This window comes from Methylophilus sp. 13 (genome assembly GCF_015354335.1).
Classification (GTDB): domain Bacteria; phylum Pseudomonadota; class Gammaproteobacteria; order Burkholderiales; family Methylophilaceae; genus Methylophilus; species Methylophilus glucosoxydans.
The window spans coordinates 573398-594598 of record NZ_JADKYR010000001.1 but is presented as its reverse complement, the minus strand read 5'-3'; the positions used below and the strand labels follow the sequence as shown (position 1 = coordinate 594598).

Annotated in this window: 19 protein-coding genes; 7 read left to right on the top strand and 12 right to left on the bottom strand. The window is 51.7% G+C overall.

Annotated features, from left to right (window positions below; all coding sequences use genetic code 11):
- The first annotated feature begins 3 nt into the window (after positions 1 to 3).
- From INP77_RS02695 to rfaP, 6 genes are all read left to right on the top strand, one after another.
- The gene (locus INP77_RS02695; protein WP_194747149.1) at positions 4 to 1725 is read left to right on the top strand and encodes a carbamoyltransferase; all 1722 of its coding nucleotides are present in this window, start codon (positions 4 to 6) and stop codon (positions 1723 to 1725) included.
- Positions 1726 to 1980: 255 nt separating this feature from the next.
- The gene (gene edd, locus INP77_RS02690; protein WP_194747148.1) at positions 1981 to 3795 is read left to right on the top strand and encodes a phosphogluconate dehydratase; all 1815 of its coding nucleotides are present in this window, start codon (positions 1981 to 1983) and stop codon (positions 3793 to 3795) included.
- Between the two features lie 155 nt (positions 3796 to 3950).
- Positions 3951 to 4580: a bifunctional 4-hydroxy-2-oxoglutarate aldolase/2-dehydro-3-deoxy-phosphogluconate aldolase gene (eda, locus tag INP77_RS02685; RefSeq protein ID WP_194747147.1), complete on the top strand. Its 630-nt coding sequence runs from the start codon at positions 3951 to 3953 to the stop codon at positions 4578 to 4580.
- A 78-nt stretch (positions 4581 to 4658) separates the two neighbouring features.
- Complete coding sequence (locus tag INP77_RS02680; RefSeq protein WP_194747146.1) at positions 4659 to 5345, top strand: HAD family hydrolase; 687 nt, start codon at positions 4659 to 4661, stop codon at positions 5343 to 5345.
- A 33-nt stretch (positions 5346 to 5378) separates the two neighbouring features.
- Entirely contained in the window at positions 5379 to 7256 is a 1878-nt protein-coding gene (locus INP77_RS02675; RefSeq protein WP_194747145.1) for a sulfatase-like hydrolase/transferase, read from the top strand.
- Positions 7253 to 8077, top strand: coding sequence for a lipopolysaccharide core heptose(I) kinase RfaP (gene rfaP / locus INP77_RS02670; protein ID WP_194747144.1), 825 nt, complete (start codon positions 7253 to 7255; stop codon positions 8075 to 8077). The genes INP77_RS02675 and rfaP overlap by 4 nt, the downstream gene beginning before the upstream one ends.
- A 27-nt stretch (positions 8078 to 8104) precedes the next feature.
- On the opposite strand, the gene INP77_RS02665 is transcribed toward rfaP, so the two are convergent.
- From INP77_RS02665 to hrcA, 12 genes are all read right to left on the bottom strand, one after another.
- Positions 8105 to 8767, bottom strand: coding sequence for a CMP-N-acetylneuraminic acid synthetase (locus INP77_RS02665; protein WP_194747143.1), 663 nt, complete (start codon positions 8765 to 8767; stop codon positions 8105 to 8107).
- 8 nt (positions 8768 to 8775) lie between these two features.
- Positions 8776 to 9726 (bottom strand): hypothetical protein, encoded by a 951-nt coding sequence (locus INP77_RS02660; RefSeq protein ID WP_194747142.1) that lies wholly within the window; start codon positions 9724 to 9726, stop codon positions 8776 to 8778.
- 10 nt (positions 9727 to 9736) lie between these two features.
- Positions 9737 to 10867 (bottom strand): hypothetical protein, encoded by a 1131-nt coding sequence (locus INP77_RS02655; RefSeq protein ID WP_194747141.1) that lies wholly within the window; start codon positions 10865 to 10867, stop codon positions 9737 to 9739.
- Between the two features lie 52 nt (positions 10868 to 10919).
- Positions 10920 to 12455: a hypothetical protein gene (locus INP77_RS02650; RefSeq protein ID WP_194747140.1), complete on the bottom strand. Its 1536-nt coding sequence runs from the start codon at positions 12453 to 12455 to the stop codon at positions 10920 to 10922.
- Positions 12452 to 13483 carry a lipopolysaccharide heptosyltransferase II gene (gene waaF / locus INP77_RS02645; protein WP_194747139.1) on the bottom strand — a complete coding sequence of 344 codons (1032 nt, stop codon included), beginning with the start codon at positions 13481 to 13483 and terminating at the stop codon, positions 12452 to 12454. Before waaF ends, INP77_RS02650 begins: the two co-directional genes overlap by 4 nt.
- On the bottom strand, positions 13480 to 14937 hold the full coding sequence (gene hldE, locus INP77_RS02640; protein WP_194747138.1) for a bifunctional D-glycero-beta-D-manno-heptose-7-phosphate kinase/D-glycero-beta-D-manno-heptose 1-phosphate adenylyltransferase HldE: 1458 nt from the start codon (positions 14935 to 14937) through the stop codon (positions 13480 to 13482). Before hldE ends, waaF begins: the two co-directional genes overlap by 4 nt.
- Before the next feature lie 5 nt (positions 14938 to 14942).
- Positions 14943 to 15503, bottom strand: coding sequence for a D-sedoheptulose 7-phosphate isomerase (locus INP77_RS02635; RefSeq protein WP_194747137.1), 561 nt, complete (start codon positions 15501 to 15503; stop codon positions 14943 to 14945).
- A 35-nt stretch (positions 15504 to 15538) separates the two neighbouring features.
- The gene (rfaD, locus tag INP77_RS02630) at positions 15539 to 16528 is read right to left on the bottom strand and encodes an ADP-glyceromanno-heptose 6-epimerase (RefSeq protein WP_194747136.1); all 990 of its coding nucleotides are present in this window, start codon (positions 16526 to 16528) and stop codon (positions 15539 to 15541) included.
- Positions 16529 to 16892: 364 nt separating this feature from the next.
- On the bottom strand, positions 16893 to 17999 hold the full coding sequence (gene hemH / locus INP77_RS02625) for a ferrochelatase (protein ID WP_194747135.1): 1107 nt from the start codon (positions 17997 to 17999) through the stop codon (positions 16893 to 16895).
- Positions 18000 to 18134: 135 nt separating this feature from the next.
- A complete protein-coding gene (locus tag INP77_RS02620) occupies positions 18135 to 18368 on the bottom strand; it encodes a glycine zipper 2TM domain-containing protein (RefSeq protein WP_194747134.1) in 234 nt (77 codons plus the stop codon).
- Positions 18369 to 18558: 190 nt separating this feature from the next.
- Positions 18559 to 19041, bottom strand: a complete 483-nt coding sequence (locus INP77_RS02615; protein WP_194747133.1) for an FxDxF family PEP-CTERM protein — start codon at positions 19039 to 19041, stop codon at positions 18559 to 18561.
- Positions 19042 to 19200: 159 nt separating this feature from the next.
- Positions 19201 to 20229, bottom strand: coding sequence for a heat-inducible transcriptional repressor HrcA (gene hrcA / locus INP77_RS02610; RefSeq protein ID WP_194747132.1), 1029 nt, complete (start codon positions 20227 to 20229; stop codon positions 19201 to 19203).
- Positions 20230 to 20316: 87 nt separating this feature from the next.
- Here hrcA and INP77_RS02605 point away from each other — a divergent pair, with 87 nt between their 5' ends.
- Entirely contained in the window at positions 20317 to 21186 is an 870-nt protein-coding gene (locus INP77_RS02605; protein WP_194747131.1) for an NAD(+) kinase, read from the top strand.
- Positions 21187 to 21201: the final 15 nt, after the last annotated feature.

Sequence of the window (21201 nt, the reverse complement as noted above, 5' to 3'; positions counted from 1 at the left end):
TGCATGATTGTGTTAGGTTTATCCGGTGCCTTGGGGCATGATGCTTCGGCTGCCATTCTGGTAGATGGCAAAATTGTCGCTGCGGCAGAAGAAGAGCGCTTTATCCGCGACAAGCACGCCAAAAATCACTGGCCTTACGAAGCGGCCAAGTTTTGCCTGAAACAGGCGGGCATTTCCCCTGAACAAGTCGATATCGTGGCTTTCCCTTATGGTGAAATTCCGCTGACGTCGGCTGCGCGCTGGCATTACGCTAGGCGCTACTGGTACGCACCAGACCGTGCACTGGACGCCATTTTTAATGGCAACCGCCGTTTCCGTCGCAACCGCGACAAATCACTCAAATTGATGGAAGAGCTTGGGTTGAGCAAAGCCAAATATGTGCCGGTTGAACACCATCTGGCGCATGCTTCCAGTGCTTATCATCTGAGTGGCTTCAAGGAAAAAACCGCCATTGTCGGCATTGACGGCAAAGGGGAATATGCCACCACGTTTTTTGGCTATGGGGAACATGGCAAGATTCACAAAATCAAGGAATTCTATGACCCGGATTCACTGGGTGGCCTGTATGGCGCGATCACCGAGTTTCTTGGATTTGAGATGCTTGATGGTGAATTTAAAGTCATGGGTATGGCGCCGTATGGCGACCCGAACAAATATGATTTGAGCCGCCTGGCCAAGTTTGAAAACGGTGAGCTCATCATCAACACCGAATACGTCAACGTGGTCGGTTTGCGCCGTTACAAAGAAAATGGCAAAGGCTACTACTTCACGCCCAAACTGATTGAATGGCTAGGCCCCAAGCGTGAGGGCGACGAGATTGACGACCCGTATATTCATTACGCTGCCAGTGTACAGAAGCTGCTGGAAGACCTGGCTTTGCAGATGATTGAATATTATCTGGGCGATATTCTGCGCGAGACCGGCAAGATTGTGATGGCAGGCGGCGTTGCGCTCAACGTGAAGCTGAATCAGCGCATTATCGCCTTGCCACACGTGAAAGAATTATTTGTACAGCCTGCTTCTGGCGATAACGGTACCAGCCTGGGCGCGGCGACTTACGCTGCACATCTGGCGGGCGAAAACATCCATAAAATGGAACACGCTTACCTCGGGCCTTCTTACACCAATGAAGAGTGTATTGCCGCCTGTGAAGCGCATCCGTCCAAGCCTGTTTTTACCCGTGTAGAAGATGGCCCACGTAAAGCGGCAGAATTGCTGGCCGCTGGGAATCCACTCGCCTGGTTCCAGGGGCGCATGGAGTTTGGCCCGCGTGCCCTGGGTTGCCGCAGCATTCTGGGTGATCCCAGTTTTCCTGGCGTGGCGGACCGCATCAATGCCCAGATCAAATACCGTGAGCGCTGGCGGCCATTCTGCCCCAGCATGCTGGACCGCGTGGCGGAGGATATTCTGCAAACCGACCATCCGGCGCCCTACATGACCTTCACCTTTGATGTGAACCCGGCCTGGAAAAACCGCATTCCGGAAGTGGTCCATGAGGACGGCACGGCACGTGCACAGGTTGTGACCAAAGCCACCAATCCACGCTACTACGCGCTGATTGAGCATCTGGAGCAACTGCGTGGTAATGGCGTGGTGCTCAATACCTCGCTTAACAGACGCGGCGAACCGATGATTTGTAGCCCGACTGATGCCCTGAATATGTTTTATGGCTGTGATCTGGAATATCTGATGCTGGAAGATATTCTGGTGACCAAATCTGCTTGATGTCTGGCTACATTCCATGAGTGTCAATGCACTACGCGAAAAAGAGGCATATTGTTTTAAGTCATTGAATCATCTGAAAAAATGTTGGATTCGGGTAATTCAATTTGACGTAGTGCAGCAGTTTGGAGATAATCGGGGGTAGGGAGCCTGTTTGGATTCATATATCTTCACCCTATACTGTGACGCAATAGCAAGTTCAAAGCAGTTCACCAGGATAGTTCATCAGGTAGTTAAAACACAGTTGAGCGATAGTCAATGAAACAATCTCACATTGAAGTAACAGAACGCATCATCGAGCGTAGCCGTCCGACCCGCAAGGCGTATTTGCAGCGCATTGATGATTACCTGAACCGTGAAAAAGGCCCGGACCGCTTGGGCTGTGCCAACGTGGCACACGCGTTTGCGGCCATGCCACAAAACGACAAATTCAAGATTTACGCCGAGAAGCCGACACACGTCGGTATCGTCACTGCTTACAACGAAATGTTGTCCGCCCATCAGCCGTATGTGAACTATCCGGATATTATTCGTGATGAAGCACGCAAGCATGGCGCAACCGTGCAGGTGGCCGGTGGCGTGCCTGCCATGTGTGATGGGATTACCCAGGGCGAGCCTGGCATGGAGCTGAGCCTGTTCAGCCGCGATACCATTGCCATGAGTACGGCCATTGCCTTGTCTCATGACGTGTTTGATGCAGCATTACTGCTGGGCGTCTGTGACAAGATCGTGCCCGGCCTGTTGATCGGCGCCTTGCATTTTGGGCATTTGCCATGTGTATTTGTGCCAGCGGGCCCGATGAGCACTGGCATTGATAACACCTCGAAATCCAAAGTGCGTGAAAAATATGCACAAGGCTTGTGTGACCGTGATGAGTTGCTGGCCAGCGAATCTGCGGCTTACCACGGTGCCGGCACCTGTACCTTCTACGGTACGGCCAACAGTAACCAGATGTTGCTGGAAGCCATGGGCTTGCACGTGCCAGGGGCGGCTTTTATCCACCCGCATGATGGCATGCGTGAAGACTTGACGCGTGAAGCGGTGCGTCTGGTAGTGCAAAACGCTAAAAAAGATAAATTCGTGCCGATTGGCCGTCTGGTAGATGAGCATGTGATCGTGAACGCGATGGTGGCTTTGCTGGCTACTGGCGGTTCCACCAACCATTTGATTCACTGGGTAGCGGTTGCGCGTGCTGCGGGCATTATCATTGACTGGACAGATTTCCATTATCTGGCTAAAGGGACGCCACTGCTGGCCAGTGTTTATCCAAACGGTAAGGCAGATGTCAACGAATTCCAAGCAGCTGGTGGGCCAGGTTTTGTGATCCGCGAACTGATCGAAGGCGGTTATATGTATCCGGATGTCTACACCGTGAGTGGCGGCGGCATGCGCGATTACGGTAAAAAGCCGGAAAAAGAAGCGGACAAGCTGGTGTGGAAAGACTACCCGGCCGAAAGTGGTGATGAAACCATCGTGCGCACAGCCTCGCATCCGTTTAACGAGTCCGGCGGCCTGCGTCTGCTCAAGGGTAACCTTGGCCGCAGCGTGATCAAGATTTCTGCCGTCCCTGAAGACCGCCACATCATCGAAGCGCCAGCCATTGTGTTTGATGCGCAAGAAGAGTTGCTGGCCGCGTTTGACCGCGGTGAGTTGGAGCGTGACTTCATTGCTGTCGTGCGCTTCCAGGGCCCTAAAGCCAACGGCATGCCAGAGTTGCATAAATTGACACCACCACTTGCTGTGTTGCAAAACAAGGGCTTCCGTGTAGCGATTGTGACGGACGGCCGCATGAGTGGTGCTTCAGGCAAGATTCCTGCTGCGATTCACTTGAGTCCGGAAGCCAGCGCGGGTGGCCCGATTGCCAAAATCCGCAACGGTGACATCATCCGCCTCAATGGGACCGTCGGTCAGTTGAATGTGCTGGTGGATGAAGACACTTGGGCTGAGCGCGAGGCTGAAGAGCTGAGCGATGCCAAACGGCATTACAACGCCCATGGCTTGGGCCGTGAGTTGTTTGGTGGCATGCGCAGGAATGTGCTGTCGGCCGAAGAAGGCGCCGTTACCTGGTTGTAAATGCACATTGCGTCGCAATACGTCGTTGCAGTTTGCTTGCCGTACTATTCGTACTGTCTACGCGCCTGCGCCTAGTTTTGCTTAGCAATCTTCATTTACATAAAGCAAACGATTAAAAAAACAATTTTTTTATTTATTAGGTCAATATTCAAAACATGAGCACATTAGAGTTAGCAAATCATGGCCCGGTGATTCCGGTGATTGTCATTAACAAAGTGGAAGATGCGGTGCCGATGGCCGAAGCGTTGCTGGAAGGCGGTATTAAGGTGCTGGAAGTCACATTGCGTTCCCCGGTTGCCCTGCAAGCCATGGAAGAAATTGCCAAGCATGTGCCTGACGCGATCTTGGGTTCCGGGACCGTGCGTAACCTGAAAGATGCGAAAAACTCCAAGGATGTAGGTTGCCAGTTTGCGGTCAGCCCAGGCTACACTAGCGAGTTAGGTAAATATGCCCGTGAAATCGGCTTGCCACTGTTGCCAGGCGTGTCTACCGGCTCAGAAATCATGATGGCGAATGCCGATGATTATTACTTCCTGAAATTGTTCCCGGCAGTCGCTGTGGGTGGCATTAACCTGCTCAAAGGCTTTGCCGGCCCATTTGCTGATGTGAAATTCTGCCCAACGGGCGGTGTCAGCGTTGAAAGTGCCCCGCAATTCCTGGCGTTGCCTAACGTGGTTGTGTGCGGCGGCACCTGGTTGACGCCTGCCGATGCCGTGGCCAATAAGGACTGGGCACAGATCACCAAGCTGGCGAAAGAGGCTTCTGCGATCGTGGCGGCCAAATAAGTATAGCGTTAGACAAATCGTCTATAATGAAGGCTTGTAGTGATACAAGCCTTTTTTATTTGCCAAGCCCACGCCGTTATGTCCCAAAGACCAGACCTCTCCCTGTATAAAACCATTGTGCTCGATTGCGATGGCGTTGTCCTCAATAGCAACCAGACGAAAGTGGATGCCTATTACAACACCGCCAAGCGGATGGGGGGGACGGAGGCGCAGGCGCAGGCCTTTGTGGACTATCATATCCAGTTGGGCAGCATCCCGCGCAATGACAAAATCCGTTATTACATCACCGAGATTATCAAACAGCCTTTAACGCCTGAGCGGTTTCAGGCCTTTATGGATGCGTTTACCGAGATTCTGGATGAAACCCTGATGCAGTGTGAGGTTGCGCCTGCACTGATGGATTTGAAAAAAGAAACCGCAAACGCCAAGTGGATGCTGCTGTCTGGCGGAGATCAAACAGAGTTGCGGCAAATTTTCCCGCGCCGTGGCCTGGATACGCTGTTTGAACTGGGCATTTATGGTGGACCGACTAAAAAGAATGAGCACCTGGCCAGCATGATTGCCGATGGGACCATCCAGTTCCCGGCCTTGTTTATTGGCGATAGCCGCTTTGATCATCAGGCTTCGACTGGCGCCGGGCTGGATTTCATTTTTGTCGCAGACTGGACCGATATGCCGGACTGGCAAGCCTACTGCCAGACGCATGGGGTGACCGTTTGTCATCAGCTTGAATTGTCGCCTGTAACGGCTTTCTGTGCGCCCTAATCGTCGCCAGACTGCTTAAAGATGAATGCCGCCATGAAGAAAATTTCACCACTCAAACTGTTTTTAGGCCTGACTACACTGCACATGCTAGCCACCTGCTGGGGGTTCTTCAGCATTGGTGCGCAAACAACCTCTGGCGCGGCCTTCTGGTTTCATGTCTGTGCCTGGCTGTTTTACAGTTTTGCCTATGCCGTCGTGACCCTAATCCCGGCCTGGCTGCAATCGTTGCTGGCACGCACCATCAACCGCTACACCGCGCTATTGGCGCTCACATTTTCCGTGATAGGGATTTTACTGGTCAGATCGGATTTAATGATTTATGACCTGTATAACTTTCATTTCAACGGCTTTATCTGGAATCTTGTCACCACCAAAGGCGGCCTGGCTTCGCTGGGGACCAGCGACGAGACCTATGTGGCCATCGGCGTATCGGTCGCAATTGTCATCCTGATTCAGCTGTTTGCCTGGTGGTTGAGTACGCGCATGCAGTCATTCAAGCCCGCGTTATTGCTGACACGGCCTTTGTACCTGATTGTGCTGCTGGCCTTTGTCGCGCAAGCTGTCTTATATGGCATCAGTGATGTCAAAAATAACGGGGCGATTCTTGATTCGGCGACGGTGTATCCCTTCTATAAACGGATTACCTTCCGCAGTTGGGCAGAAAAAATGGGCGTGCAAACGGTGCGCCATAGCAGTAACCATCTCAATGTGGATACTTCCAGAATTCAGTATCCTTTATCGCCGGTGACGTTTAGCGCCGTCCAGCAGCCGCCCAATATTGTCATTCTGGTGGCAGAGTCTCTGCGCTGGGATCGTTTAACGCCTGAGATCATGCCTCATGTCTGGCAATTTGCGCAGCAAGGCTTGTATTTTAAAAACCACTATTCCAGTGGCAACGGTACGCGTGAAGGCCTGTTCGGCATGTTTTATGGACTATATGGCTCTTACTGGTCCAGCTTTTTACATGCACAACAACCGCCTTTGCTCATGCAGCGCGTGCAGGCCTTGAACTACCAACTCGACCTGCGTACCAGCGCACTGTTTTCTTATCCCGAGTTTAATAAAACCTTATTCGCCAGCGTACCGCTTGCACAGCTGCACGAGGCGGAGGAGAAGTTAACCCCCTGGCAGCGTGACCAACAAAATGCCTCTGAGCAAATCGCCTTTTTGCGTGCGCGGGATAAGCAGCGGCCATTTATGAGCTTTTTCTTCTTTGAGTCTACGCATGCGCGTTATGACTTCCCCGAGCAAGCCGTGATTGCCTCCCCGTATTTGAAGGATGTGAATTACTGGGGCATGAGCCGCGAGTCGCTTAAGCCCAAGATCGGCGAGTTCAAAAACCGCTATACCAATGCTGCCCATTGGGTAGATCAACAGATGGGGCGGGTGCTTGATGAACTGCGTGCGCAGGGCGCATTAGACAATACCATTGTCATCATCACTGGCGATCATGGAGAAGAGTTTCTGGAAAAGGGCTTCTGGGGGCATAACTCAAGTTTTGTTGAGGAGCAGACACATACGCCCATGGTGGTGTGGATGCCGCAGCACGCGCATGCCGAAATTGAGCGTATGACCAGCCATTTGGATATTTCACCAACGTTATTACAGGCCTTGGGTGCGCCTGAGGATAGCAGCAGCTATTCGCTTGGCCTGTCGTTGCTGACTAAGCAGTCACGCCCATTTGTTGTGGTCAGTGACTGGCACTCTATTGGCGTGCAAACAACGGATATGAAATACCGTATTCCATATTTGCATCATGGCGTGGATCATTTTGTGCCGACCGGGCCGCACGATGAATCGTTATCTGCCAGCGCGCAAGACAGCCTCATGGCCAAATATCAACCATTGTTATTGCAGGCGATCCAGAATTGCAGCCGCTTTTTGGCCTTGCACAAAGACAAGGCGTCATGAGTACCACGGTACAATTTAAAGCAGAAAATCCGCTGCCTGCCGAGATTCGGCAACGGCCGGATGTGTTTGATTTTTTTATGCAGTTGCCAGGCACAAGCTTCCGCAAGGTTGCCGAACGCGAGACCTTGCGGATTGCGCTGGCGGGCCAGCATTTTTTTATTAAACGGCATTTTGGTGTGGGATGGGGCGAGTTGTTCAAAAACTGGCTCAGCTTTAAACGCCCGGTGGTGAATGCGCAGAATGAGGTGGCGGCCATCGCCGCCTTGCACCGCTTGCATATTCCCACCACGCCTTATGTGGGGCATGGCATCCAGGGCTGGCTGCCCGCCACTCAGCGCTCATTTGTGATTACCGAGGATTTGGGCGAGATTGTCACGCTGGAGGATTTGGCGCTACAGTGGAAAATCACACCGCCCACACTGCGGTTCAAGCGTGCGTTGATCCGTCGGGTGGCGGAGATTGCACGTCAGATGCATGCGTATCCGCTCTACCATCGTGACTTTTATATCTGCCATTTCTGCTTTAAAGCGGCTGAATTGACGCTGCTGCCGCCACGATTGCATGTGCTGGATTTGCATAGAGCAGAAATCCGCGCACAGCCTTCGCAACGTATGCAAATGAAAGATCTGGCTGCGCTGTATTTTTCAGCCATGGATGTTCAATTGACTCGCGGAGATCTGCTCACATTTCTACGGCATTATGTTGGTGACGACCGTCAGTTACTGCGTGGGGAGTCGGCAATTTACCGTGCCATTGCGCAGCGTGCGGACAAGCTTTACGCCAAGTACCAGCGCAAACGCCGCGCTGGCGTAGCCATGTAAGCGCGGCGTGAATGATTTGGCGGTGAATTAAATCGTACCGTGTAGCTTGGTGTAAATCATGCCTGCCAGCTCGAAGTCCTCATGGTAGTCAATATCGACCACCATATGGTTGGTTTCAAACAAGTAGGGATTGACGCCGATATGGTAGTGAAAGCGGTTGACCGTCTCGCGTTTGAGAATAAACAGGCTCCACAACACCGAATATAACTTGGGCAGGTCTTGCGAGACCTTGTGCCAGTAGCCAAACCCATAGTTGACCGGATTGCCTTTGCCATCCAGCAAATGCCCTTTGAACGGTTTGACGGCAACTAGCGAATCATAATCGTTGCGGACATCTTTCCAGACCGCCAAAGCTTCCTTGAACTGATTAAATAAGGGCGAGGTGACCTGAATCCACATAATGTCATCGTCACCAGGCAGCGGGTCGGTTAGCGCTTTGACCAGGTCAGGCTGATAAATTTTGTTGCCGGTCAGGGAGGCATCGCGCTGCATAAAGTGAAAGCCATACTTGTCACATAACGGTTTGACCAGTTCCACGCTTTCCGATGACACATAGACATTTTCTGGCGCTTCAAAGGTCAAGATTTGCTTGGCCTTGATGTCGAACAGCGAATCGTCCTGATAAAAAGGGCGAATATTTTTATGCGGAATACGCGTGGAGCAGGTTTGCAGCGGGATAATAATTTTCATAACTTAAATCATTTCTTGACGGATGCCGTCTCGGTAATTTGTTGCAAAGCCTCGGCAAACGACATTTTTGGAATAATCTCGGCAGGCAAGGCGCTCTGTAGCGACAGATTATATAGCTTAACCCCTGTTTTTTCACTGGCCAGACGCGCCAGCTCAAAGCAGCCGCGAATATGCGGTTCGTAATAGCGCAGAAAATCTGGTGAAGGATTGTGCTGGTCGGCATAAAAATGGGCTTTACCGGTGCCGCCCAAATCCATACCCAGAATATAAATCGCTTCATAGCCCAGGGCAAACGCCAGTTGTACTGCCCAGGTGGCTACCGTTTTCCCGGCAAACACGCCTTGTTTTAAATTGTGGCTAAAGCCAATTGAGCGGCAGAAGGGCAATAAATCCGGGGCCAGTAGAATCTCAGGCGATTGCGCAAATGCCTGCAAGTATTGCTCGGCACTGCCTCTGGCCACCCCATATTTGCGACTCACCGACTCAATCAGGTAGAGATTGCCTTGCTTCAGCAGTTCCGGCGCCCGCTCAGCAATAATACTCAGCCCTTCAAAGTTGAAGAAACAGCGCGCGCCCGAACGCACAGATTCGACGACACAATCCCACTGGCGCTCAAATACGCGGTGATCCACAATCACGCAGTCGGTCGGATGGAGCTTGGCCGCGCTAAATTTTTTAATTGCGCAATTGAGGCTGATGGTCGGATACGCGGCGATTTTCTGCAGATCAATCTCGGCCAGCGAAGGGCCGGAAGCGACGATCCAGCATGGTCCCCGTTGTTGTTGGCTCAGCGTATGCGCAAAAGGGATGGTGGCTATTGGCTGCTTTTTCCAGAGGATGGTGCAGCTGTGCTCCCCGCGCTGCAGGTCAAAGTCTGGGTGGCAGTTGTATTGATGCTTGAAGGCGTCACCCAATTGCCAGCGCCGGTAACCCATGCGCAATTTATCTACGAATCTCATGTCTGCTCTGTTACTTCTGGTCCAGCCACTGCCTGAAGTTTGAAAACCCATGAATCAGTATGATGTACAAGGCGATCATGCTCAGCGAGAAGTTTCTGAACTCATCCTTGGTGGTGAAGTTCAGGAACAGCAGCAGGTTAGGAATAAAAATCCCCAGCGTATACCGTTTGAGCATGTCATCCATTTGTTGCCAGCCAGCGCGTATCCAGTAGGCCAGCCATGGAAACAGCAAGACGTGCTGCAACGTGGGCGAGAACAATCCCAGTGTATAAAAATCACTCAATTTGAAGTAATTGACCGGATTGAGCCAGAATTTTGCGTTATCAAGCAAGTGAAAATGTAGGGCTGAATCCGTGTTCCCGGTATAGGGTGCGATGATCCATTGCCGGATCAGGAAGCAGGCAATGAATTGTAGTGCAAAATAAGCCACGCGCTTTTGCATGGGATAGTCTTTGGCATGTAAGAAGAAAAAACCGAATGCGGCAACGAAGGCGGTTTCTTTGTTAAATGCCGTGAGCATGAGCAAGATGGACGCCAGAAACTTGCGGTCAGTCAGAAAGTAATAGGTGCTGACTGTGATACCAAGCAGTTCAAAGAAATCATAAAAATAGCCGCCACGCTTGAAAGTCAGCGGGTAGATCAGGCTAAACAGCACCACGGCAAGGATAGAGGCCGAGTAGTTGTCAGAAAAGTGCAGAAAAATCTTGCGCAGGTAAATCAGCGTCAGCAGAAAACTGAGCAAAGTCAGGCCATACATCAGGTGGTAGTCCAGCGCCACGCGAGGCGTCCATTCCTCGGCAGGTACATCGTGAAAGAAATGGTTTTTCAGTTTGTCGGACGAGATGATGCGTTCAAACAGCTTTTCCTGTTTCTTTTCCGGAATCTGCTGCACCGCCAGGTCAGCCAGACGCGGGACCGTTGAGCGGTAAACATAGGGCTGGTAAGCCGTGCCATCAATCACCCCTATTAGCGACGCATAGCGGGAGTCGTCGCGGAAACCCCATTTAATGAAAAAGCTGTTGCAGACGTTTGCGGTACATGCCACCAGAATCACCCAAAGAATGCTTAAGCGCAGCAAATGTTTGAACGGTGGTTGCCAGAGGTTAAGAATGGGAAATTTTTGGGTCAGCGAATGAATCATGAGGAGGCCTGAACGAATAGTGAATTATTTTTATGAATTTTAACGTATTGCATCAGGGTGTCACGGCCTGTTTGCTAAAAATCATGACTTTAGATTTACCGCGCCAACCGTAAAAGGTTTTCACCAGCTTGAAATTGGCTTCTTGCAAGGTTTGCACAGCGAGCTGTTCATAAGCCACGTCCACCGCATCCTTGCTGATAGTGATCATATAGTAGTCATACTTCGAGATCGCCTGCTGCTTGACCAGCTCGGGAAACAGTGTATGACCCAGTACTCTATCCTGATATGGTCGGTGGGCATAAAACCGCGCATTTTCGGTGTCATAAAACACCGGTTGCTGTTGTGGATTGATGGTCTGGATGTAGTCCACCGCCTGCCGATCAAGATCAGTCGGATTTCTATCCCATAAGGAGTAGGCGAGCATGGCAACCAGCAAGCAGGCAACCCCTCTGCTACTGAGCTTGGGCCAGCGGCTTTGCCATTCAGTCATGGCAAACGCGGCGAGGAAAATAAACACGATGCCACTGGCAATGACATAGCGGCTGGAGAGGACAAACACATTCAACAAGATCACCAGGCTGACGACAAAGCTGACGCTGAGTGTTGCCAGCGCCAGATGCCGGGCGGGTGCCGGTAAGCGCGACCACCAGCTCTGTTTGGGCCAGCAGATGGCAATCAATGCTGGCAGGCCGGCCGTTTTTAATGTTTTGCTGATGGCAATCAGGATCAAGGTCACCCAGAGGCTGAACAAGCCGTATTCATCCAGATCTTCACCTAAAACCTGCTGGTTGATAATGGCGGCTTTTTGTTGAATAAAATCGATGCGTTCCCCAAACAGGCGCGTGACCTGAGTGACGATTTCTTGCAATCTGCCTAATTGATCCAGTCGCAATACGCCAGCGAATAAGGCGATTCCTAACATCAATGCTGTGAGCAGGCTGAGGCTATTGGCGCGCAGCCAAAGCTTGATTCGCCCTGAGGCGCTTAAGCCGGTATAGGCAAGCGCGCAGAAGGGCAGGGCGAGCAAATAAACCGCCGCTTCAATCCGGAATAAGGTGGCGATGACCATGGCGGCCTGAAACGCCAGCAGGTCCTGCCAGCGTTGCGTTTTAAGGCTGCGTAGCCAATATACCAGGCCCCAGGTATAGGCCGCCCAAAAGCCCTCGTCGCGCAGCAACATGCCTAATACACTGCCGACCATATATTGCGTGGAGAACAGCAGGCCATGCCCCCAGTGCAGCGTGCGCAACTTGGCGCCCGCTTCTAGCAGCAATTGTTGAAAGCCTGCGACAAACAGCACAAAGCACACTATATTCAAGCCGATGGCCGCGCTGTGTATCTCCAGACCCGTACTGCGCTGTATCAGTGCGAGCAGGCTTGGGTAGAACGGCCACGAGAACAGGCGATACGCCTGCTGCCATTGCCCGGCAGCCAGAAGTCTGGCCTGCTCAAAATACAACAGTGAGTCGTTGTTTACCCAGCCGTGCTGGTTATACATAATTTTGCTGACGATTAGAAAGGCGGCCAGCAAATACAGGATTAACCACTGGGCTTGCGTGATTTTTTGCAGGTAAGAAAAGCGTTTCATGACGCAAACTCCACGCGCGTGAGTGCGAGTGTGGGTAAGACTTGTTCAGGGGACAATTGTCGCAAACAATTCAAATGACCGAGCGGGCATACACGCTTGAAACACGGGCTACATGACAGCCCCAGATATTGTATCACTGCATCCGGGTGCATCGGTGGCGTATGTTTCGGGTCAGAGGAGCCATAAATCGCTACCAATGGCTTATCCAGTGCGGCAGCCACATGCATCAGCCCCGAGTCGTTACTGACCACCCGTTGGCACAACGACATCAGGTCAATTGCATCCCCCAGGCTGGTTTTGCCCGCCAGGTCCAGGCATCGCTGCTGCGTGAGGTGTTGGATGGAGGCTGTCACCGGGGCATCTTTATCGGAACCAAACAGCATCACTTGCCAGCCTGCATCTAGCACATGATTGGCGACTTGCGCGTAATACTCGGCTGGCCAGCGTTTCGCTTCGCCATATTCGGCCCCTGGGCAGAGACCCAGCATCGGTTTGGAGGCATCGAGCTTGAAAGCGTGCAGTAATCGGTCGGCATTGGCTGCATCAGCGACCAATGCAGGTTGTGGCAAGGCGCTAGGGAGCACAGTTTGCGGGCTTAAACCCAGCGTCACAAAGCGCTCGACGGTTTTTTTGAGACGGGTTTTATCCAGCGGGCGCATGTCATTGACCAAGCCGTAACGCATCTCTCCTTTAAAGCCGGTCCGTAATGGAATGCCGGCAGCCCAGGGCAAAATGGCTGATTTCAGACTGTTGGTGAGTAAGATGGCTTGCGTGTAGCCCTGAACCCTCAGGCCACGGCCAAAGCGCCAGCGCGCGCCTAAAGATAATTGCCCGTGTTTGAAGGGCAGGGCGATGGCTTGGGTGATTTCGGGCATGCGCGCCAGCAATGGCAGTGTCCACGACGGTGCGGCGACATCAATCTGGCAAGCGGGACGGTCCGACTTGAGTTGCTTGAACAAGCTTTGCGCGAGAACCATGTCGCCTACCCACGACGGGCCGATGACCAGAATCTTGTCAGCACTACTCATGCATGCATTTTTTTAATCAGATTGGTGGTGCTTCGGCCTTCCACCAAGTCAATCAATGCAATTTCACCGCCCCAAGAGAGCACCTCTTTGCCGCCGACCACTTGGGCTGCGGTGTAGTCGCTGCCCTTGGCAATGACATCAGGTTGAACTGCCATGATCAGGTTCAAAGGCGTGTCTTCATCAAACAAAATGACCGCGTCCACAGACTCCAGGGCGGCCAGCACGCGCGCACGGTCATTTTCATTCACCACGGGTCGGGTCGGACCTTTGAGCGCAGATACTGAACGATCGGTGTTGAGTCCCAGCACCAGTTTGTCGCCCCGCTTTTTGGCCGCTTCAAGGTAAGTGACATGGCCTGCATGCAATAAATCAAAGCAGCCATTGGTAAAAACGATTTTTTGGCCTTGCTGTTTCCAGCGGCTGACCTTTTGCTTGAGCTCTTCCAGTGCGCAGATTTTGTGCGCCTGTTCATTGCCTTGTGCCGTCATCAGCGCATCAAGTAATTCGGCCTTGGTAATTGGCACGGTGCCGACTTTGCCGACCACCACGCCAGCGGCAATATTGGCCAATGACAAGCTATCCAGTGCCGACAGCCCGTGCATCAGCCCGGCAGCCAGGGTGGCAATCACGGTATCCCCTGCGCCTGAGACATCAAATACTTGCTTGGCGGTGGCGTTCAGATGGTGGGTGCTGTCATCAATCAGCGTAATGCCTTCTTCGCCTCGGGTGACGGCTAGAAAATCCAGTTGCAAGCGTTGCTTGAGCGCCGTTGCTTTGGCGATTAGCGCCGGATCTTGCTGGCTGCTGTCGCAGGCTTCGGCGGTTTCTTTTTTATTCGGCGTGAGTGCAGTTGCCCCCCGATATTTGCTGTAATCGCGGCCTTTAGGATCTACCAATACCGGTATCTGCCGTGCGCGGCAACGCTGGATCACCTGCTGACAGACGGTTTCGGTGAGCAAGCCTTTGGCGTAGTCTGACAAAATCACCAGGGCAGGTTGCGCTGCCAGTGCAGTGTCAATATTGGCGAGGATTTCAGCTTGCTCGCTTTCGTTCAAACTCTGGGTGTCTTCCTGATCCAGACGGAGCATTTGCTGATGTCCGCCCAGAATACGGGTTTTGGCAATGGTTGGACGATGCTGGCTGGTGAGCATCGCTTCGGTCGTAATCCCATGTGACTGCATGGCTTTGAGTAAGGTCTGGCCTTCACTATCATTGCCCATCAAGCCAATCATCTTGGTTGAGATACCCAATAATGCCAGGTTGGCTGCCACATTGGCGGCACCGCCCACGCGCTGTTGTTCGGATTTGATCAGCACAACCGGGACCGGTGCTTCAGGTGAAATGCGGTTGACCTCGCCGAGCAGGTAGCGGTCCAGCATCACGTCCCCAATCACCAGAGCATGGGCACCCTGATCACCAAACTGCTGCACAACTTTACTGAATGCAGGATTCATCAGACTTAAGACTCCAGAATCTCGCACAAGCTGTGGCCGATAAAGATGTGCGCTTCCTGGATGCGTGCAGTCACGCTGGATGGCACCACAATATTGTGCTTGCACAGGGCATTTAACTTGCCACCTGTGCCGCCAGTCATGCCTATGGTGGTGGCCCCAATTTCATTAGCGGTTTCAATGGCACGGACCACATTGGCGCTATTGCCACTGGTGGTGAGGCCGATCAGCACATCCTCGGGGCGACAGAGGGCTTCTACCTGACGGGCAAAAATATAGTCATAGCCATAATCGTTGCCTACTGAGGTCAGGATGGAGGTGTCTGTTGTCAGTGCAATTGAGGGCAGACCTTTGCGCTCTTTTTTAAAGCGGCCGACAATCTCTGCTGCAATATGCTGGCTATCTGCCGCACTGCCGCCATTACCGCACAGCAGAATTTTGCCCCCGCGCGCAATACAGTCACGCAACAAGTTGCCGACATCGCTGATGAGTGGAAACAAGGGCTCCAGCGCCTGAAACATCGCCATATGGGCGGCGTGTTCGCCTTTGAGGTATTCAATATGGTTCATATCGCTCACAATCTATCGCTCAATTGTTTGATGACTTATGCGTAAGGGTCGTCTTGCATCAAATAGTTTTGCACATAGTCTTTGACGCCTTCCTCCAGCGAGGTAAACGGCTTTTTATATCCCGCATCGCGCAGCTTCTTCATCTCTGCTTGGGTAAAGTACTGATATTTGCCCTGCAGGTCTTGCGGCATATCAATATAAGTGATGTTGGGCTCACGGCGCATACTGGTCATCACGTTGGTCGCCAGGTCTTTAAAGCTGCGTGCCTGACCGGTGCCTATGTTGTAAATCGCGCTAGCAACCGGTTTGTTTTTGAGGGCTGATTCCAGGAAAAAGCCCATCACATCCGCCACGTCTTTGACATAGACAAAGTCACGCAACTGCATGCCGTCCTCTATGCCTTCTTTGGTGCCTTTAAACAGGCGCATGGTCCCGGTCTCGCTAAACTGGTTAAACGTGTGATACGCCACGCTGGCCATGCGCTCTTTGTGATATTCATTCGGCCCGTAGACGTTAAAAAACTTGAATCCAGCCCACGCGGGCGGGGTAGGTTGCTTTTGTGCGACTTGCTGCAACACCCACTGGTCAAAAAAGTGCTTGGAGTAGCCATAGCCATTTAATGGCCGCAAGTTCTCAATGCTGGCATCGTCATAGCCTTGTTCACCACCGCCATACGTGGCCGCAGAGCTGGCGTAGAAAAACGGCACCTCATACTCGGCACACCAGGACCACAAGTCTTGCGAATAATGCATGTTATCCGCCACCAGCTTGTTAAAGTCACGCTCGGTGGTTGCGCTGATCGCCCCCATATGAATCACTGCCGTGATCTCATCATTTTCTTCGAGAAACTCAAACAGCTGGTCTTTATCCAGGTATTCGGCATAGTGTCTGTGTACCAGGTTTTGCCACTGGTTTTCATGCGTGATACGGTCAACAATCACCAGGTCTTGCCGACCCAGTTTGTTGTTTAAATGCCAAGCCATGATAGAACCAATCATGCCTGCACCACCGGTGATAATGATCATAGGGGAACGATAAAAACGTTAAAACGCGATTATAACGCGTAATTGGGGAGGGCTGGCAGTGGAATAGGCGAGCGCTGCAAGCAAGACCAATGCGAATGGACGCTGAAATGAGTTTTTATGCTTGGTGCAAATGCAGGAGATAGATTTGCTATCTTTGTGCACGGTTCTCAAGCAGATAAGTGCTGATACTAATTTTTTGACTCAACATCACGGCGCTCTCTCCACCAACACTGGCTATCTAGATAGCGAAGCTTTGGCCAGTGTTTTCATCCTTTTGACGTGCAGCCAAGTTGGATGCTGGAAAATGACATGTCAGTCATGAGGGCTTTTAAATATTTAAAAATGTGATGTTTGAGCCGCAGCGTTATTTTTCAGCGCCCATTGCCAAAGCGTGTTGTTTACTCGCTTGTGCTTCAGCTGCTGCTTTTGCTGAGTCAAACTCATTACTCACCCAACCCTGCAAATGCTCCAGCGCAATATCCCGCATCGCTTCAATCCAGACCGCCTCGCTATTGAGCGCCGGGATGTAGTGATAATCCCCTCCGCCGACAGACTGGAACAAGTGTTTACCTTCCATGGCGATTTCTTCCAGGGTTTCCAGGCAGTCGCTGCTAAAGCCGGGACAAACGACATCTATGCGTTTGAGTTGTTGTTTACCCAAGGCGTCTAGCGTGTTGGCGAGGTAAGGTTGCAACCATTCCTGACGACCGAAACGGGACTGGAAGGCGATTTGGTATTGGTCTTTGTTTAAGCCTAAGGCCTCAGCCAGCAAGCGTCCGGTTTTGTGACATTCGCAGTGGTAGGGGTCGCCTTTCATCAGGTGGAATTTAGGCACGCCGTGAAAGCTCATCACGAGTTTTTCTGGCTGGCCATGTTGTTGCCAGTAGGTTTTGATGTGGCTGGCGAGTGCTTGAATATACAGCGGATGATCGTGGTAGTGCTTGATGGTGCGGATGGCGGGCACATTGCGCATTTTAAGTAGTACGCGCCACACGGCATCCAGCGCCGCCGCAGTGCTGCTGGCGGCGTATTGGGGGTAGAGCGGGAATACTAAAATGCGGTCGCAGCCTTGGGCTTTTAGGGAGTCAATGGCGCTTTTCATGCTGGGGTTGCCATAGGTCATGCCGAGTTCGACGGCAAACGGGCTGTTGATGTGTTTTGCCAGACTCTGTTGCAATAAGGTTTTCTGTTGCTGGGCATAAACCATGAGCGGTGAACCTTGGTCTGTCCACACGCTGGCATATTTTTCTGCCGATTTTTTTGGGCGAATCACCAGGATGATGCAATGCAGAATCCAGCACCAGATAAAGCGCGGGATTTCGACCACACGCCTGTCCATCAAAAACTGCTGCAGGTAAGGCCGCAAGGCTTTCGCCGTGGGGGCGTCGGGCGTGCCCAGGTTTGCTAACAGGATACCCACTTTTGGTTGACTGCCGTGGGTGTAAGCAGGTTCTGGCTGGTAGTAAGTCATGAACGCATTTTAAGTGAAAAGTGCCCTTATGACTCACCTACTTTTGAAAAGTGCCGACGTTTGTTGTTGCGATAGTTAATCTGGTCGCAAATCATGCGGCTGATTTGCGACCAGAATCTTTGTTTAGATCATAGGTTATTTCTTGTGAATCTGGTTACCAATCACGCCACCAACCGCCGCACCACCGACCGTTCCGATGGAGCTGCCACCAGTTAAGACTGCGCCTGCGACTGCGCCTACACCCGCGCCAATGGCAGTGTTTTTACCACGTGTGCTCATCGAGCCACAGGCGGTAGTGCTCAAGGTCAGGACCAGCAGGGCAGTCCAAACCAGGGATTTTTGAACTGAGACATGGGATGATTTTTTCATGATTTCCTCTCCAAAGGGATTAAACATGTGGGTATTTTAAGTAAGTGAGCAGAGCGCAGGCAGTCAATCTAAGCTGATTAGTGTGTCAGAGGAATCTGACGGGAGAATATTTCCTATCTAAAGTGAAAGGAAACAAAATAGCCCTTGCCAGAGCATAACGTTGCTCTAACAAGGGAGGGCTGAATCATGTTTAAGCTTGTCTTCTGCGTTTCAATCCTAAGAGGCCTAATCCCGCCAATATCAGCGCTGCGGACTCAGGTTCTGGGACTGCGTTCGCTAAGGTAATGGTCCCTGCGTAGCTGGCATTTGTACCTGTACTTTCTCCAACGACTTGCAGATAGTAGCTACCTTGTTGAATGCTATTTGTAAATCCAAAAGAAAGATTGGGGCCGGAATTAAATACCGTACCATTCATGACCAGATTTTTGTTTTCATCAAGTAAGTTAAATTCCTTGAACTGAAAGGTGGTTCCTGTACCAGAAATACTGGTGAGGACTTGTTGTAAGCCATCAGTGCTAAACGAAATGTAGTCATTGAAACTTGTATTGCCGCTAAAAATATTGCTGAAAACATAACCGCCACCAGCTCGGGTCGCATCGTAGGTTGCAGCATACGTGGGATTAATGATTAAAGTACATAGGCACAGTGCAACGGATAAAGCGGATTTTTTCATAACAAACTCCTGAGTGATAAAAACGAGCTTGTGTCGAGCGCTTTGCGCAACATAGACAAGCATGTAGATCAGGATTGTGAAAAAACAGCAGTAAAAGATTTATCCGACCGTGGCTGATCTCGGTGTCGGAATTATTAGCCTGATATGGTCAGGTAGTATTTAGTTTGAGAGCGCGCTAGATAACAGCTTGGCCGTGATATCGACAATCGGGATAATCCGCTCATAGGCCATTCGGGTCGGGCCGATCACGCCCAGCGTCCCTACGACCTGACCATCGACTTCATAGGGCGCAGTGACCAGGCTACATTCATCCAGTGCCAGATAGCCACTTTCGCCACCGATAAAGATTTGTACACCATCGGCGCGTTGACTTTGATCAAGCAATTGCATGAGCGCCGTGCGGCGTTCAAAAATCTCAAACAGTTTGCGTAAGCTGCCGACGTTGGTTGAGAGCTCATTCACTTCTAGCAGTTTGCGTTCGCCCGCAATCACCACCGCCTCTTTTTCTGAAGGCTCGGGTTGGCTGGCAGCATCCAGCGCAGCAGACATGAGGTGATTGATGTCTGCCTGCATTTGTTGCAGCTCCTGCTTGAGCTTGATCTGTACTTCTTCCAGGGTGAGCCCCTGACAGTGGCTGTTGACATAATTGCTGGCCGTGGTGAGCTCACTGGCACTAAAGGCGCGGTCGGTCAGTACAATCCGGTTTTGTACCTGGCCGTCATCAGTCACCAGAATCACGAGTATTTTTTTGTCATTGATATGTAAAAACTCAAGGTGTTTAAGCACGTTGCGGCTTCGCTTGGGCGTCATGACCAAGCCTGCAAACTGGGTCAATTGCGAGAGCATATCGGCCGCATTGTTAATGAGTGCTTGCGGGTCGGGCGAGGATAGTCCGGTTTTAAGTTGGGCGAGGGCGCGTTGATCAAGCGGCTGTACCGTCATCAGCGAGTCCACAAACAGGCGGTAGCCTTTTTTGGTGGGCACCCTGCCCGCAGAGGTATGTGGACTGGCAATAAACCCCAATTGTTCGAGGTCACTCATGACGTTACGTATTGTCGCAGGGCTGACATCCAGGCCGGAATGCTGGAGCAGGGTGCGGGAGCCTATGGGTTGCCCTTCACTGATGTAATGCTCTACCAAGGTTTTAAGCAAAATTTGCGCGCGTTTATCCACTTTAGACGATCTCATTAGAATGAGTTAGATTTTGCATCATTTGCGCCTGGGATAACAGCCCCTTTAGCTTTTCAGTTCAGGGCTTCTATGCTTTAATGCGGCATGCAATCTACATTCCGCTCAGTTGCCATTGTCGGCAAGTATATGGACACTGCTGCCTTGCAGCAAATGCAAAGTGATTTGACCCGCTTGGCACATCACTTGTTAGCCAAGGGGCTGCATGTCTGTGTGGAAGCCAATACCGCAGCCTATGTGGAACAAGAAGGTTTTGAGCAGGCCTCGCTGGAGCAGATAGGCAGCAAAGCCGATTTGGTAATTGTCATGGGCGGCGATGGAACCATGCTGAGCGTCGGCCGTGCTTTGCGTGAAACCGGCGTGCCCTTGATTGGCATTAATCGCGGGCGACTCGGCTTTTTGACTGACTTGCAAACGGACCAGATGCTGGACGAGATTGACGAGATTTTACAGGGTCATTTTCAGCTTGAGTCACGCATGTTACTGCATTCAGTGGTGACCAGATCGGGCAGCCAGATTTTGCCTGTGGTTGCCTTAAACGATGTGGTAATTAAAAGCGCCTTTCGCCTGATTGAGCTTGAGGTGCATGTGGATGGTCAGTTTGTGTCAAGACAGCGTTCGGATGGCCTGATTTTGACCACGCCGACCGGGACAACCGCATATGGTTTATCTGCCGGCGGGCCGATTATGCATCCCGATCTGGAGGCGATTTCGATCGTGCCTATCAGTCCGCACACGCTCAGTTATCGGCCGATCACCGTGCCTGCGGACAGTGTGATTGAAGTGATTGTGGTCAGCGCGGCAGACGCTCAGATGAGTTATGATGGCCAAGGCCAATTCCCTTTGGCCGCCGGAGACCATGTGCGTATTGCGCGCGCTGAGCAGTCTATTCGGCTCGTGCACCCTCAAGACTACTGCTATTTTGATATGTTACGCAACAAACTCAACTGGGGCTAATGCGCCCGTTTAACC

Bases quoted from the DNA above. Each gene is read 5' to 3' on its own strand.
- INP77_RS02650 (WP_194747140.1), bottom strand. From the start codon at position 12,455: ATGAAACGCTTTTCTTACCTGCAAAAAATCACGCAAGCCCAGTGGTTA.
- INP77_RS02675 (WP_194747145.1), top strand. From the start codon at position 5,379: ATGAAGAAAATTTCACCACTCAAACTGTTTTTAGGCCTGACTACACTG.
- hldE (WP_194747138.1), bottom strand. From the start codon at position 14,937: ATGAATCCTGCATTCAGTAAAGTTGTGCAGCAGTTTGGTGATCAGGGT.
- INP77_RS02665 (WP_194747143.1), bottom strand. From the start codon at position 8,767: ATGAAAATTATTATCCCGCTGCAAACCTGCTCCACGCGTATTCCGCAT.
- INP77_RS02635 (WP_194747137.1), bottom strand. From the start codon at position 15,503: ATGAACCATATTGAATACCTCAAAGGCGAACACGCCGCCCATATGGCG.
- INP77_RS02695 (WP_194747149.1), top strand. From the start codon at position 4: ATGATTGTGTTAGGTTTATCCGGTGCCTTGGGGCATGATGCTTCGGCT.
- rfaD (WP_194747136.1), bottom strand. From the start codon at position 16,528: ATGATCATTATCACCGGTGGTGCAGGCATGATTGGTTCTATCATGGCT.
- edd (WP_194747148.1), top strand. From the start codon at position 1,981: ATGAAACAATCTCACATTGAAGTAACAGAACGCATCATCGAGCGTAGC.
- hrcA (WP_194747132.1), bottom strand. From the start codon at position 20,229: ATGAGATCGTCTAAAGTGGATAAACGCGCGCAAATTTTGCTTAAAACC.
- waaF (WP_194747139.1), bottom strand. From the start codon at position 13,483: ATGAGTAGTGCTGACAAGATTCTGGTCATCGGCCCGTCGTGGGTAGGC.
- rfaP (WP_194747144.1), top strand. From the start codon at position 7,253: ATGAGTACCACGGTACAATTTAAAGCAGAAAATCCGCTGCCTGCCGAG.
- INP77_RS02680 (WP_194747146.1), top strand. From the start codon at position 4,659: ATGTCCCAAAGACCAGACCTCTCCCTGTATAAAACCATTGTGCTCGAT.
- INP77_RS02620 (WP_194747134.1), bottom strand. From the start codon at position 18,368: ATGAAAAAATCATCCCATGTCTCAGTTCAAAAATCCCTGGTTTGGACT.
- INP77_RS02615 (WP_194747133.1), bottom strand. From the start codon at position 19,041: ATGAAAAAATCCGCTTTATCCGTTGCACTGTGCCTATGTACTTTAATC.
- eda (WP_194747147.1), top strand. From the start codon at position 3,951: ATGAGCACATTAGAGTTAGCAAATCATGGCCCGGTGATTCCGGTGATT.
- INP77_RS02655 (WP_194747141.1), bottom strand. From the start codon at position 10,867: ATGATTCATTCGCTGACCCAAAAATTTCCCATTCTTAACCTCTGGCAA.
- hemH (WP_194747135.1), bottom strand. From the start codon at position 17,999: ATGACTTACTACCAGCCAGAACCTGCTTACACCCACGGCAGTCAACCA.
- INP77_RS02605 (WP_194747131.1), top strand. From the start codon at position 20,317: ATGCAATCTACATTCCGCTCAGTTGCCATTGTCGGCAAGTATATGGAC.
- INP77_RS02660 (WP_194747142.1), bottom strand. From the start codon at position 9,726: ATGAGATTCGTAGATAAATTGCGCATGGGTTACCGGCGCTGGCAATTG.